The organism is Nostoc sp. CCY0012 (assembly GCF_963920855.1).
In the GTDB taxonomy this organism is placed as follows: Bacteria; Cyanobacteriota; Cyanobacteriia; order Cyanobacteriales; family Nostocaceae; genus Cyanocohniella.
This window is the reverse complement of the sequence record NZ_CAWUDM010000058.1, coordinates 1-13,974: the sequence shown is the minus strand read 5'-3', so window position 1 is coordinate 13,974 and position 13,974 is coordinate 1. Positions and strand designations below refer to the sequence as shown.

The following is a 13,974-nucleotide window of genomic DNA, read 5'->3' as shown; positions in this document are numbered from 1 at the left end:
TTAGTCAGCAGATTTCACCCTCCAAAGGATATATTTTTTAGTGATTTATAACTATTGCCAGATAGATATTTACAAATTTATGAGTTAGAGTACCTCTTGGTAAATTGGGTAGCGGTTGAAAACGCGTAGCCATAAAGTGTATGCTAGGTGAGTTATAGCTAAATTTTTAAATCAATTAATCGTTGGCATTAAATTAGCCAACAATTTACAAGTCTAAAAAACTTGAGATTAAATTCTATAATCAGGGTGTTTAGCTAAAGGTTTATAATCAATGACGCAAGCAACAAGTAGTGTTTTAGTACGCGTTAATGCTAGAAAAACTGATGTATTCGATATTTTCAATTTCAAGCATTACGTCGGGCCTAACCCTTATTTAGAGACAGGGGCGCTGGTATTTGATTGGGCGCTAATTGAGAATAGAAAACCACTACCCATTGAAGATTATATTTCCAGCATAGGCGATCGCTACCCGCATCTGAGTAAACAAACATACGAATCCCATGCTCATCTGTTTGCTCAAGTGGTGTCAGAAGTGAGTAAGTTGGACATGAATTTACACTCACACCGTTGGAGCATCAAGCCAGATGCAAATTACTCGCGCATCAGTATTCAATCGTTGCATGAACGCACCACTAGAGCAGTGGTTTACTTTGTTTGGGATTGGTTTGAAGCCATAACTCAAGATAAAGACTTTTTCTTTGATGAAGAATTATTGAGTCTTCAAAGGCAATTCCGCCAATCTGTTTACGGTGGCCCCACAGTTTACGCCTTATTGCGGACAGCCTACGAAAAAGGTATTCCCACTTTTTATCTGTGGGAAGAAGGACTAATGCAATATGGCTATGGGAAGAAACAAGTTCGTGGTGTAGCAACGACCTTTGAGTGTGATAGTCATCTAGATTCAGATTTCACCACCCGCAAAGATGACTGCAAAACCTTTTTGAAAACCTTGGGTTTACCAATTCCCGAAGGAGATATTGTCTGGTCAGAAAAGGAAGCCTTAGCAGCAGCCAGAGAAATTCGTTACCCCGTAGCAGTAAAGCCTGTAGTTGGTCACAAAGGAATTGGTGTAACGGCTGGTGTGCAAGACGCCAAAGAACTAGAAGCAGCTTATGGTAGGGCATTAGCAGCAATTCCTGAAGACCAGTCAGCGCGGGTAATTGTCGAAAAAAGCATTTCCGGCCAGGATTTTCGGTTGTTGTGTGTCAACGGCAGATTTGTGGCCGCTACCGAACGTCGTCCCGCATCGGTTGTCGGAGATGGTTACTTAACTATTAAAGAGTTAATCCGCGAAGAAAATCGCACATCAGCACGCTTAGATACACCCACCTCGCCCATGTCTAAAATACAGTGCGATGAGGCAATGGAACTGTACTTAGAAGAGCAAGGTTTGTCATTAGACAGTGTAATCAAGAAAGGACGAACCGTTTATCTTCGCAAAGTTGCCAATCTTTCGGCGGGAGGAATTAGCATTGATGCTACCTCGATAATTCATGATGACAATATTATCTTGGCTCAAGATATTGCCCAACACTTCCGACTGACTTGTCTTGGCATTGATGTCATTGCTGAAAACTTGGCGGAATCTTGGAAATCTGGGAACTTTGCCGTTATAGAAATCAACGCCGCACCGGGAATTTTGATGCATCTGAACCCTTGCGTGGGTGATAGTGTTGATGTGCCTTCCCATATTTTAGAAACCTTTTTTACATCGGGGATCAATGCCAAAATTCCCATTATCACCTTTAACAAAATTTCAGTCGGAGAACTCCAAGAAACCATAGACCATATTCTGTCCCACCATCCTGACTGGACAATAGGCGCTGTTTGCCACGATGCAGTTTTCGTCAATCGGTCGCAAAAATCATTCCGCCAAGACTACAACAGCAATGTGCAAAATTTGCTACGTAATCCCAAGGTTGATTTGCTGATTGTGGAATACGATGAAACCACTTTAGAAGAGCAGGGGATGTTTTACCAGAATAGCAACATGGTAGTTTTAGATAATCCCACAGAAACAGAAATGATGTTAATGCGGAATATGATTGATGGGTCTACAGTTGTGATTAAGAAAGATCACAACATTTCTATCCGTCGTCAGGGGTTGATTGAAGATTACACTTTAGGAGTAGACGAACCATTCACTCGAGTGTATCTAAAAGAAGTTGGGACGATTGAGTAAACACAAATTTTTGTGAGATATTAGGACTTACGCAACTGGCATATTATTTTAAGTTTGTAGTGAGTTAGCGCGGTCTTGGGGGTCTCCCCCATGAGCGACTAACGTTCGCGTCAGCGTGCCGGCGGCATCACTCGAAGAGTGAGGACTTTAGTCCTCTCTGCGAGAAATTCCGCAGTAAGCGCAGCTATGCCCATAGGGCTTGACAAGATAAGGGCTGTTCGCGCAGCGTTCCCGTAGGGTAGCCCTTACTACAAGCAAAAATTTTTATTTTTTATGACACTTGCTTAAGTCCTGTTATTGTTTCTTCTCTCCACCAACTAAACTATTAGGATTAATATTAATTAATGGGATTGAACTATTACCACCCATAACTGTGGGAAAACGTCCATCCCATTTTTCTATGGCTTGCTTTTGTAATAAATCTGGCGTTAAAGTTAGCCTCTGTAATCTTTGTGCTTCCGCTTGTCCTTTAGCACGATTAATTTCTGCTTGAGCTTCTTGAGTTGCTTTTTGAGCAATAAATTCTGCTTGTTTAGCTTCTTGTTCAGCTATTTGTTTAGATTCAATGGCTCTACTAAACTCTGGAGAAAAAGCAAAATTTACTAAAGAAACATCATCTATAATGATGCCGTAATTTGCTAAACGATTTTTCAGATGATTATCAATTTCTTGTTTTAATTCCGTTCTTTTAGTAATGACTTCTTCGGCTGTATTTTTAGCAGTAGCCGCTTTCAATACTTCTGATACCGCAGGAGTAATAATACCATCAATAATTAATTTCTCATCTCCAATTTGTTGAAATATTTTATTTACCTTTAGCGGGTCAAGATGCCAATTCACTGCCAGTTCTGTAGTAATTGTCTGGAGGTCTTTAGAAGCTGCATCAGATTTAAAAGTATTTTGCTGAACACGAACATTGAGTCTTTTAACTGATGTGACAATTGGCATAATAGGATGTAGTCCTTCATCTAATATCTTATCTTGAACCTTGCCAAACTGCATCACTACACCCCGTTCACCAGCATTAACAATGGCAAAAGGACGAATCATAAATGCCAGAATTAAAATAAATATTCCTCCAGCAATATAAAATCCATACTGAAGATTATTGTCAGTAGTATTGCTAATATTACGCATATATTTTGCACCTAAATAAAATGATATTTTCGTTAATTATGGATACACAAACGAATCGCTATTTTCTAAAAGCTACAAAAATTTTAAAATTAATGTCATCGGTAGATACACAGTTACCAATCAAGATTTCGGAAAAATACAGCTTTTAATTCCCCGTTTAAATATGAAGATTCATCAACATCATGCTTGGCCTCTCAACCTAGAGGAAGCTATAGCTATCCAAGAAAATTTGCGATATCAGGTAATTCCATCAGATCAACTTCCACAACCAGTTCAGTATGTTGCTGGTGTGGATATGGGTTTTGAGTCCAATGGCACTATTAGCCGTGCAGCAGTGGCGGTGCTGAGTTTTCCTGATTTGCAAGTCATAGAGACGACGTTAGCGTACCGTCCGACTTCGTTTCCCTATATTCCCGGTTTCCTTTCATTTCGAGAAATCCCGGCAGTCCTCGATGCACTAGAAAAGATTAAAATCACACCAGATATTATTTTGTGTGATGGTCAAGGAATCGCCCATCCCCGCAGACTTGGCATCGCTAGCCATTTAGGGGTGATTTTAGATATGCCGACAATCGGTGTCGCAAAATCATTGTTAATTGGTAAGCATGAAGAATTGCCAGACATTAAAGGTAATTGGCAACCTCTAAAACATAAAGGTGAAATTATTGGCGCAGTTTTAAGAACACGTCAAGGAGTCAAGCCTGTGTATGTCTCCATAGGGCATAAAATCAGTTTACCTACAGCAATTGACTATGTATTACGCTGCACACCAAAATATCGCTTACCAGAAACCACACGTGTTGCTGATAAATTGGCATCTGCCAGATCAAGCAAATAGCTTCCATATCATTTTGTTGAAGTTTGTACTAAATACTTGCTTGCTCCTACTCAATCGTGTTAGGAATCGCACAGATAAAAATTGAAGTAATTAAATAAATACGAGTTACCCAAGTTAGAAGAATGAATGCACTAACTTTACAGTGGCACGATGCAGGCCAAGATAAAATTCAAAACATTTATGAACAACAACCTAGTAAGAATCCCAGTACTTTCCGCATCGGTCGTGATCCACTGCGATGTGACATTGTTCTGAGTAACCCTACTGTATCTGGTCTACATGTAGAAATATTTTTTCACCCCCAGCAACAACGCTTTTATATCAGAAATTTGCGATCGCCTAATCCCCCCCTTGTGGATGGACAGCAATTAGTCCAGGGTGAAATGCCTTTACACGAAGGCAGTATTGTCTATTTAGGTCAAGCACAACTCCAAGTTACCAAAGTTGCTATCTCTCATATTGCGGCAACAATTTTGATACCGCCACAACCACAAGTAACCCACTCCCACCCCCAGCAATTACCCGTACAACCAAGACATCATCACCATCCACCAGTTCCCCCCCAAGGTACTTATGGGTTAGAGTGTCCCAAATGTCACAAAGTTTCCTCAGCAGAGAATCTGCAAATTGGCTGTCCTTGGTGCGGGACATCTTTAGCTGCCGCAGCTAGTGTGTTGGTAGCACCTAATCATTAGGAAGATAAGGGGGAATAATTAATACAAAATGACTAATCCACAAATTCAATTAAGTTGGGAAGATCCAGCTACGGGGGAAAGGCGAGAACCAAAGTTGAGTGTGCCTATAGCTTTTGGTCGTGAATTTGCCCGGTTACCTGTTGAACTTCAGGGACAGCGTGTGGCTAGGATGCTGCTTAATAGTAATGAAGTCTCTCGCTATCATGCCCTAATTGATTGGGAACAAAATCAGCTAGTAGTAGTTGACCAAGGCAGTGTTAATGGGGTGTTTGTCAATGGTCATAAACAAACGCGTAGTGTTTTAACTAATGGCGATACATTGCAAATTGGCCCCTACATGATGACGGTGATGGTTAATGTCAACGCCACCACTCAAGTTACCAGTCCGCCGTCAACGATTCAATTTAACCCTAATACCAATGTCCCTGACCCTGGCTTGCCACTTGTCCAGCCGCTAACGCCCTTGGGAAGCAATTTTCCCCCACCTACGTTTCAAGCAGAATATGTTGGGGTGCAAGCACTCCACGCGACAGGTTTACCAGTGGATGAATGCGATTATCTGGCCGTGGGGGCTGGACTGGGGAGTTTCATCTGGGTTGATTTGCTGAGAATTAGTGGTGTAGATGCTAGCAAAATTGTCGCTTTGGGATTGGAAGCAGAACCCTATGCGCGTTATAAGCGCCTATGTCTAAATTCGCAAATTCCCTTATATGAAAGATTGAGGTCTAATTCCGATTCTTGTCCTGATAATATTTGGGGTTGGCCTAGTTATGCTTTGCGAGAAGCATGGCGTGACTTGACTCAAAGCAAGTTAAACTCAGCATTCCAGTATTTATGGCAAGTGTTCGCTGAACCAACTTTCGCAGAAACTTATACACCCCGCGCGGCTAATGTCTTCGATTCTATAGATAGGGAAGTGAAGCGCATTGGCTGGAATCAAATTTATCGTTATGGGCGAGTCAGGGCAATTCGTAAAACAGATGATGGCAGATATTGTGTAGCCTATTCTCGCGGGCCGGGAAATTATGCTTTTTTAGTTAGTCGTTATTTACATTTAGCTACTGGGTATCCAGCAATTCAGTTTCTCCCAGATTTGCAAGCTTATAGAGAAAAATATCAAGATTTTAAGTCAGTGGTGAATGCTTATGAAGCACATGACCACGTTTATCAGCAATTGGAACGACAAGGTGGAACAGTATTAATTCGGGGACGGGGAATTGTGGCTTCGCGCATTGTCCAGCGAATTTATGAAGCGAGAAAACAAAATCGTCAAATTACAGTTTTGCATTTGATGCGATCGCCTAAACCCCAAGGCAACAAATTTCAAAAATCCCAGCGTTCTGTCAAAAATCATTACGAATTGCAGCCGTTTAACTGGCCGAAAGCTTGTTGGGGCGGGGAACTCCGCGTTATGTTAGAACAAGCGAATCCTGATGAACGCCAGCGTTTACTCGCTGATTGGGGCGGTACTACTACTGCTGACCGTCACGATTGGCAGCGCATTACGGAACAAGGTTTAAGTGAAGGCTGGTATCAAATTACTTTCGGTGAAGTGATGGGTGTGGAACGGGATACTCAAAACCGCACTATTACCCATATCCAAGAAAAAGGCTTGGGAGAAATGAAATTAGCATCTGACTTCATTGTTGATGCTACCGGGCTAGATGCCAAGGTGGAAGCCAGCCCTTTACTGGACGATCTTGTTAAACATTACAACTTGCCCCTGAATTATTTGGGACGCTTAGTTGTGGCTAATAATTTTGAGTTACCAGAAATGCGGAATGGCAAAGGTCAAATGTATGCGGCTGGGGCAATTACTTTGGGTGGCCCTTATGCTGCGGTTGATAGTTTCCTCGGTTTGCAGTACTCTGCATTGGTTGCTGTTGATGGACTCGCCGCCGCCCATGCGCCTGGTGTTCGTCGTTTAAATACTATCAGTTCTTTTGGGCAGTGGTGTTCGTGGGTATTAAATCAATCACCTAGTAAATAATTAGTTATGGCAGTCCACCATATACGCCACTGTAATTAAGAAAACTATGCAACTTCAGTCACAATCCCATATATAAATTATACTTGCACATTTGGGACATCCCCTATCGGTTGTTTTGTGGATTGATTATTATTAGTTAATTCTGATACTAATTAATAATAAAAATATACTTAATATTGAGAAGATAACCGCAAAGTACCCTAAGGAATAAAGGAATGCTTTTATATTTATGACACCTGATAATTTAGATCACCCATTCCGCAAGCTCAAGGTTCGTAATTTGTTCTTACAGGGTTTACTTATATCGTTCATTCTTGGTATAGCACTAGGTTTCGGAATGGCGGCTAGTGGTATAACCTTGAACAATCAAGTTATGCCCCTAATTCTCTATATTTTAATTTTTGGGTTGCTTTGTCTGTGGATACTATCAGACTTTAATCGCTTAGGAATTAATCTTCAGTATGTTGTGGGTACTGTCCCTAGAAATTACAGATGGTTGCCGATTATCGGATTAGTTTTTTTATTAATTTTGTTTTCACTCAGTGCCTATTTAGTATCATTTTCTCTTTTATCATGGGTTGCCCCGGATTTTGTTGAGGAATTAATGCGTCAAGTTGCTAGTAATCCTACTCCGCAAAGTTCGGCACCTTTATTGAACAACGTACTTGCGGCGATCGCAACTGTCGTGGTTGCACCTATCGCTGAGGAATTTATTTTTCGGGGAGTAATATTACAGCGCTGGGCGGCTAAATGGGGTATACGTACCGCTTTGATTTCTTCTTCTCTGCTGTTCGGAGTTTTACACGCCAATATCGTGGGATTATCTATGTTTGGCATCATGATGGGGGTGCTATACATCAAAACCCGCACGCTGATTGTGCCTATTGTCTGCCATGCGGTGAATAATTTACTAGCCGTGAGCATGGGCTTTTTTGCTAGTGAATCGCAAACTACCTCAGCCGTAAATAATTTAGAACAATTGCGTTCTAGTTGGTGGGTTGGGGTTGTGCTGATGCTAATATCCTTACCTTTGCTGATGCGTTTCCTCTCCCGGAATTGGCCTCGCAAGAATACCGCAATACCTTACTTAGTCAACGCTTCCCCAGCAGAGATGTAAAGCTTGCACAATTTTAGGAAAGAAAGATACTCTTGAATGATGTAGAAATGTATAGAATCTTGTAAAGATATAAAATATATTCTGGAAAATGCAAACATTCGAGCTTTCTTCCTCAATGCAGTTATCTGTAGCACCAACCCAATGTCAGCCTTTAAAGATTATTGCACTGGGAGATAGCTTAGTTTACGGATTTGGTGACCCAGAAAGAGGCGGTTGGGTTGAACAACTGCGGCGGTGGTGGATGTTACCGGATAGCTCTGGGCATGTACTATATAATCTGGGAGTCAGAGGCGATCGCACTCAACAAGTAGCACAAAGGCTAGAAGTAGAATTTCGCCATCGGGGTGAACTCCGTAATCGTGTCCCTGATTTAATTATTCTATCCGTGGGCGTGAATGATTCAGCCCGGTTAGCACGTCCCAACGGCAAAAATTATACAGATTTTTCGGTTTTTGAATTAGAAATTGCTGCTTTACTAGACCAAGCACAGCAGTTATGTCCAGTATTATTTGTGGGCATGGTACCAGTGGATCAAGCAAAAATGCCGTTTCTCGATTGTTTTTACTACAATCATGGCGACCAATACCGCTATAAAGAAGCGACTAAACTGGCTTGTAGTCAACGCCAAATTCCCTATCTGGATATTTTCGATCAATGGATAGCACGTGGTGAAAGTTGGTGGACAAAACGCCTGAGTACAGATGGTTTGCATCCTAATACACTGGGCTATCAAGCTTTGTTAGAGGATGTCATCAGTTGGGAACCATTGAAAGCGTATCATGCTAAATTTGATGGACAACTAACAACATTCTCAAATCAGTAATCTTTTTTACATATCTATTCTTCAGTCCTCAGATGACACCAACTTTATTTGGTCGCTGGCAAACTCGCTTATTACTACTGGTAACTGTAGGTGTTTTAGTATCTTTGCCCTTTGCAATGGGTATCATTGGACCTGGTGCTAACTCAGTTTATTTCTGGATACTTGCCTATGTTGCCATCTTTGGCTTAGGTTGGGATGTGTTGTATGACTATCTGCAAAAAGTTCGTTGGGATAGAGACTGGCCAGCAGCTTATCAACTCTTAGCTGGCATTTGGGAATTAGTGTTTATCTTTTGTGGGGTAAAACTTGTTGGATTCTTGCCCATACCCATACCAAAAGCAGAACTACCAATAGGAGCCTTTTTATTACACTACAGCTGTGTTTGGTTAGCAGTTTTTATTTCTTCTCAAAGCCTAATGCGAATTATTTTTCCTCGTTGGCGTTTCCGAGGCGGAGAGTGGTTGAAATCTTAAAATGAAGCGTACAAACAAGCTCTTGGGGAATATGATCCCAATAAAAGCCCAGTCACCCCGGCTGGGTTTTTGAGTCTTGAGCGAACCTCAACGGGTAATTAATTTTGTTTACCTACTTGCGATCGCTATGTATAAGTTAATAAATTTGCAAAAAAAAAACGCCAAATTGGCGAGATTTATTAAATTATCTTTGTTAGATTATTAATTGTAAAAGACTTGTGGGCTTTATAGTCCAGGGTTTACTACACTTCAAGAGCATAGACTATAGAACTAATTGCATTAGTTCGTGAGGATTTTGCTCTATGAATTGAAGATTGCTACTATTTTTTTGTAGTAATCTCCAGAACCCCCTTCTTCTCGCAAAAGGGACAAATAGAATCATAAGTCCTTGTTGATTTACTCCTATTCATACCTCGTTCATCCTTATGGGCGAGGTATTTTTCATGAAAGGGGAGTAGGTACTGAGATTATTTTTGAAGGTAACTTATGTCTCATTATTTTAACACTTTCCTACAAGGGATGGGTTGGGGTTAGGTTCCGCCCAACTCACCTTCAAGTAGGAATTTAGAATTTTATAAACAATCACTATAACTCCTTAATCCCTTAATTTATTCCATCTTTGGTTGAATAATAAATTCCGCCTCGTAGATTAGGATATAGGGCAAAAGGTAAATACCTATATTCAAGTTGATGCTTGGAAAAATGAATATTTATATTAAACAAATCAATGATTAGTCAGAGTTATCTCAACTTAAAATTGACTACACTCTTGTCATTTATTATTCTATTTCCGGTAAAGTCCGCAGCCAAAATCCAACCAAATATAGATAACAATAAATTTACCATATCTTCTCAAGATACACCAAGCAAAGGTTTAACAGAAGATATATTTATTACACAAACATTAACTCCAGACACAATTCAAATTTTTCCCAACTTTAATGAAATAGATATTCCAGAAATACTCAATACTCCAGAAATTTTAGAATCTGCGCCTAGAGATCCCAATGAAGAAACTACCAATCAACTCTTACCCAGACAAGCTCAAGAAGCAATTATCTTAAATGCTATTACTAACAGCGTTAATAGATACCCTTGGATTGTTCATCCCTCAGACAATATTAAATTTTCATCTTTATTTAATCCTAATCATCATCAAAATTATACTGATTTTTCCTTGAAATTTGCTACTGGAGAACCGATAGTTAATAAATTTAACTTTGCCCATTTTCCCAATCAAGAACAATTTTACTGGGTATTACCTGATAATCGAGTTGTCATTGAAACTCAGGGATGGCAAAGTGGAATATCTTACCAAGGTCAATCAACTGAAATTCAAAGACAACAAAGTGTTCAATTAACTCAACGGCTATGGGGGAAGCAAGCAGTTTGGGCAATTCCTCAAACTTTTGAAGAACTAACTGGTGAAATTGACATCAAAAAGTTATATATTCAATCTATTGCCGCAGAGGCTTTTACCCCTGGAGGAATTGCTGCAACTCCAATTATGATCAATAGTGAATTTAAACTTAATTCAGAGAACAATTCTGCCAATTTATACATCAATAATATTGTCAATTTATCTAGTGCGTCAACTTATAGCTCTAGGGGTGGTGGCGCTTTATTTGAAAATTTAGATATAGAAAATACTCCTTTGATTTTACAAGCATTTCCTACTAATAATTTGCAACCATTATTAGAAGATGGTTTGTTTGTCGGCTCACAAGTTTCTCAAACAACTTTAGAAAAGCTAGGTATTTCTTGGGGAAACCCTTTAAATGGAGAAAATTCAAGTTTTCAAGCAGAAACTACCTCTGTACCAGGAATCAAAATCGGTCAGTTAGGCAAATTTGATAATTGGGATTTGTTGAATATCTTAGCCAATCCTTTCCTCAGTGAAAAAGAACGCAAGTTACATTATCTAAATTCCTTATATTGGGTTTCTTTGGGTCAACGAGAACCTCGATTTATTCGCCGCACAGAAAAAACAGAAAGTTATAACTGGCATAAATTTGAATTTAGCCGACCTCATAATCAGACTTTATTACAATATGATGCCGCAGAGACTAAGGTACTTTATACGAATGTTTTTACTAATCTGGGGATTTCCTTATCTTTATCTAGTAATCAAAGTCAAATAGATAAATTACAAAGTGCTAATTCTACTTTAGGTATGTTAATGGGAGGTATTTTTAAATTAATTAAACCTCAGCCGTTATCACAAAGTTTAACAGAAGCAAAAGCCAGATTAGACCGACAAGAAAACTTTGCCCCACTTAACTCAAAAGCAACTCCAGATCAAAGGAGACAAATCAATGAACGACTTAACAGAACATTGTTATTGGGTAATCGTAGCAGTGGTTTAGAACAAGTTTCTGGAACATTTACCTTTCCTAGTTTGATTACACCTAATAATTCAAATCTTTTCCAAATACGTACTGGTAATCACAAACGGGGTATTCAGTTTATTCATGGCAATAGTAGTTGGAATGCAGGTAATACATACATTACTAAAGTTCAACTTTCTGACAATAGTTTTGGCCCTTTATCATTTACAGGCGTACCTATTCCTATAGACAAAACATCAGTTAGTCCTAGCAATCGTTCATCTGCTGTCCAGGTAAATTTGATTAGTCCTAATGGCCAGCAGTTTATCCAAAACTTTAATTCAGTAGATATGATTGCTGTACCAGTGAATGTGCGTTCATTTGACATTGCTTTTGACCGCCTTGAACTTTCGCAAATGGGCCAAATTAATACTCATCTTCAATCTTTTAGAGGTTATTTATATTTACCTACTATAGAAGCATTATGGGCAGGTTCTTCGGGTAAGTGGAATTACACTCTTAATTCTGGCATTTGGTTTAACTTAAATTCTGACTCGGCATTTCATATTGCCAACAATAACTTAGGTGTATCAGAACCAAATATAGGTATTTATGCTAATGGTTTATTGAGTTTTCTTAATACCCATGTAGAATTTGATGCAATGGGACAACCCCAAGCAATTAATAATCATATTCCGGCTTTACGTTTTTCTTGGAATAGTGCTGCCAATTCTTCAAATCCTGATTATTTAAATTTTAGTTATTCTTTTTCTAGACAAGATAGGAATTTAAATTATTCACTGACTTCAGGACTTTTATTGATTGATAATAAACGTAATTTAAGAGAATTAGGTTTCTTTCAAGGAAAATTGGGTCTGAAAAATGGATTAGAATTGAGTACTTTTATGGAAATAAGGGATAATTTTTTTTATTCATTGGAAAGTACCCAAAAGCTTAATCCTTATTGGTCTATTGGAGCTTACTTGCAAAATTTTAGAACTAGTGAGCAAGGAATTAGAAATCGAGTATCTGATTTATCTTACGGATTAATAATAAAAAATCATCTTGCAGGTAATGGTGGTTTTTGGGAATCTCGTCTGGGGATTAGTGGTAATGGATTGGAAGTGCGTTTTGAAGGAGGTTTACAATTTTAATATCTTAAATAAACGTCAGTTCAATGGAACCTAACACCAGCTTCTTACCTACAAGGAGAAGTGGCAAAAAATTCATAACATAGTACTACAAAATAATAGGTTTTTTAAGCCTCTAATGCCACTTGCTACAACGCGGGGAACCCCTTGCAAGGGAGAGGAATGAAAGCGGGGTCATTTCCAGCTTATCGAACTCTTAAGAAAACAGAAAGGTTTCTTTCGCACTTCCCGCAGGTGCGCCTTCCTTGGATACTCACGTCAATTAAAGGTTTGTAGTAAAATGCTAAAGTTTAAAAATTGGGGTCAACTTGAGAACTTAAACCAAAAAACTAACTAAAGCATGGAAGCTCAAATCAGCATGAATGAAATTATGGCTATGCGGGAAATCTTGCAAGATGATAAACCTGCACAGTATGCCCTAGATAACTTAGCTAGACACAATGGTCAAGTTGAACGCTCATTTGAGGATTTATGGATTGAGAAAAATGGCAAAACATTAATGTCAGAGGGCAAATCAATCTGGAAAGTCACGCTGACTGTACTGCGGAAAGAACTCTGCGGTGATGATGGCTTTCGTGGTCAACTCCAAGAATACACGAAAAATCCAGGAAGTTCACCTTTGCTATCAGGTTTGATTGTTTCTTTAGTAGGTCTTGCAAGTGCAAATGGATTACCAATTGATCCGGCTATAGCCACTGTAATTGTTTTGTATATACTCAAAATTGGATTAAATATATTTTGTGACTACACAGAACCACCTGCGGAAAAGGTTGGAACTCTCCCACCGGGAGACTAATATGGTTTAGTTTTATCTTTAAATCTTAGCCCTTTCTTCGCTTGCGGGGAGGGGGAATGCGTTAATTCATGATTAATCTGGTAATTTGTCTAAAATTTCCCGTGTCATCGCTGCACGATATTCATCCTGATACTCAACAAATATCTCTAACGCTGTTTGCAAGTTAGCCCTCGCCTCTGGGTAATTTTCCTCTGCTTTTGCAAGTAGTCCTAATGTTGCGTAGGTTTTGGCTTGTTCATAGCGATCGCCATATTCGATTAAGATATTCAAAGCCTGTTGATAATTGCGCCGTGCTTCTTCATATTCTCCCAATTCTTGGGCAACTCTTCCCAACTGGTGGTAGGTAAGGGCTTGGTTATAGCGATCGCCATATTCGATGTTGATATTCAAAGCCTGTTGATAATTGCGCCGTGCTTCTTCATATTCTCGCAATTCTTGGGCAACT

Annotated in this window: 11 protein-coding genes; 9 read left to right on the top strand and 2 right to left on the bottom strand. The window is 39.4% G+C overall.

Annotation, left to right across the window (positions count from 1 at the left end):
• Nucleotides 1-271 precede the first annotated feature (271 nt).
• The gene (locus tag ACM0OS_RS17395) at nt 272-2,182 is read left to right on the top strand and encodes an acetate--CoA ligase family protein (protein ID WP_414544453.1); all 1,911 of its coding nucleotides are present in this window, start codon (nt 272-274) and stop codon (nt 2,180-2,182) included.
• Between the two features lie 294 nt (nt 2,183-2,476).
• Here ACM0OS_RS17395 and ACM0OS_RS17390 read toward each other — a convergent pair whose 3' ends face one another.
• Nucleotides 2,477-3,319, bottom strand: coding sequence for a prohibitin family protein (locus ACM0OS_RS17390; RefSeq protein ID WP_414544452.1), 843 nt, complete (start codon nt 3,317-3,319; stop codon nt 2,477-2,479).
• A 163-nt stretch (nt 3,320-3,482) separates the two neighbouring features.
• On the opposite strand from ACM0OS_RS17390, the gene nfi reads away from it, so the two are divergent.
• The 8 genes from nfi to ACM0OS_RS17350 all read left to right on the top strand — a co-directional run bounded on the left by nfi (nt 3,483) and on the right by ACM0OS_RS17350 (nt 13,529).
• Nucleotides 3,483-4,157 (top strand): deoxyribonuclease V, encoded by a 675-nt coding sequence (nfi, locus tag ACM0OS_RS17385; protein WP_414544451.1) that lies wholly within the window; start codon nt 3,483-3,485, stop codon nt 4,155-4,157.
• Between the two features lie 122 nt (nt 4,158-4,279).
• Nucleotides 4,280-4,852, top strand: coding sequence for an FHA domain-containing protein (locus ACM0OS_RS17380; protein ID WP_414544450.1), 573 nt, complete (start codon nt 4,280-4,282; stop codon nt 4,850-4,852).
• A gap of 28 nt (nt 4,853-4,880) precedes the next feature.
• The gene (locus ACM0OS_RS17375; RefSeq protein ID WP_414544449.1) at nt 4,881-6,842 is read left to right on the top strand and encodes an FHA domain-containing protein; all 1,962 of its coding nucleotides are present in this window, start codon (nt 4,881-4,883) and stop codon (nt 6,840-6,842) included.
• A gap of 229 nt (nt 6,843-7,071) precedes the next feature.
• Complete coding sequence (locus ACM0OS_RS17370) at nt 7,072-7,959, top strand: lysostaphin resistance A-like protein (RefSeq protein WP_414544448.1); 888 nt, start codon at nt 7,072-7,074, stop codon at nt 7,957-7,959.
• Nucleotides 7,960-8,047: 88 nt separating this feature from the next.
• Nucleotides 8,048-8,782, top strand: a complete 735-nt coding sequence (locus ACM0OS_RS17365; RefSeq protein ID WP_414544447.1) for a GDSL-type esterase/lipase family protein — start codon at nt 8,048-8,050, stop codon at nt 8,780-8,782.
• Between the two features lie 32 nt (nt 8,783-8,814).
• On the top strand, nt 8,815-9,255 hold the full coding sequence (locus ACM0OS_RS17360; RefSeq protein ID WP_414544446.1) for a hypothetical protein: 441 nt from the start codon (nt 8,815-8,817) through the stop codon (nt 9,253-9,255).
• 727 nt (nt 9,256-9,982) lie between these two features.
• Nucleotides 9,983-12,736: a hypothetical protein gene (locus ACM0OS_RS17355; protein WP_414544445.1), complete on the top strand. Its 2,754-nt coding sequence runs from the start codon at nt 9,983-9,985 to the stop codon at nt 12,734-12,736.
• Between the two features lie 337 nt (nt 12,737-13,073).
• Nucleotides 13,074-13,529, top strand: a complete 456-nt coding sequence (locus ACM0OS_RS17350; RefSeq protein WP_414544444.1) for a hypothetical protein — start codon at nt 13,074-13,076, stop codon at nt 13,527-13,529.
• Between the two features lie 72 nt (nt 13,530-13,601).
• Here ACM0OS_RS17350 and ACM0OS_RS17345 read toward each other — a convergent pair.
• The coding region (locus ACM0OS_RS17345; RefSeq protein WP_414544443.1) for a tetratricopeptide repeat protein at nt 13,602-13,974 on the bottom strand (373 nt) is incomplete at its 5' end.

Coding starts and splice junctions, on each gene's coding strand:
- ACM0OS_RS17395 (WP_414544453.1), top strand. CDS start 272: ATGACGCAAGCAACAAGTAGTGTTTTAGTACGCGTTAATGCTAGAAAA.
- ACM0OS_RS17390 (WP_414544452.1), bottom strand. CDS start 3,319: ATGCGTAATATTAGCAATACTACTGACAATAATCTTCAGTATGGATTT.
- nfi (WP_414544451.1), top strand. CDS start 3,483: ATGAAGATTCATCAACATCATGCTTGGCCTCTCAACCTAGAGGAAGCT.
- ACM0OS_RS17380 (WP_414544450.1), top strand. CDS start 4,280: ATGAATGCACTAACTTTACAGTGGCACGATGCAGGCCAAGATAAAATT.
- ACM0OS_RS17375 (WP_414544449.1), top strand. CDS start 4,881: ATGACTAATCCACAAATTCAATTAAGTTGGGAAGATCCAGCTACGGGG.
- ACM0OS_RS17370 (WP_414544448.1), top strand. CDS start 7,072: ATGACACCTGATAATTTAGATCACCCATTCCGCAAGCTCAAGGTTCGT.
- ACM0OS_RS17365 (WP_414544447.1), top strand. CDS start 8,048: ATGCAAACATTCGAGCTTTCTTCCTCAATGCAGTTATCTGTAGCACCA.
- ACM0OS_RS17360 (WP_414544446.1), top strand. CDS start 8,815: ATGACACCAACTTTATTTGGTCGCTGGCAAACTCGCTTATTACTACTG.
- ACM0OS_RS17355 (WP_414544445.1), top strand. CDS start 9,983: ATGATTAGTCAGAGTTATCTCAACTTAAAATTGACTACACTCTTGTCA.
- ACM0OS_RS17350 (WP_414544444.1), top strand. CDS start 13,074: ATGGAAGCTCAAATCAGCATGAATGAAATTATGGCTATGCGGGAAATC.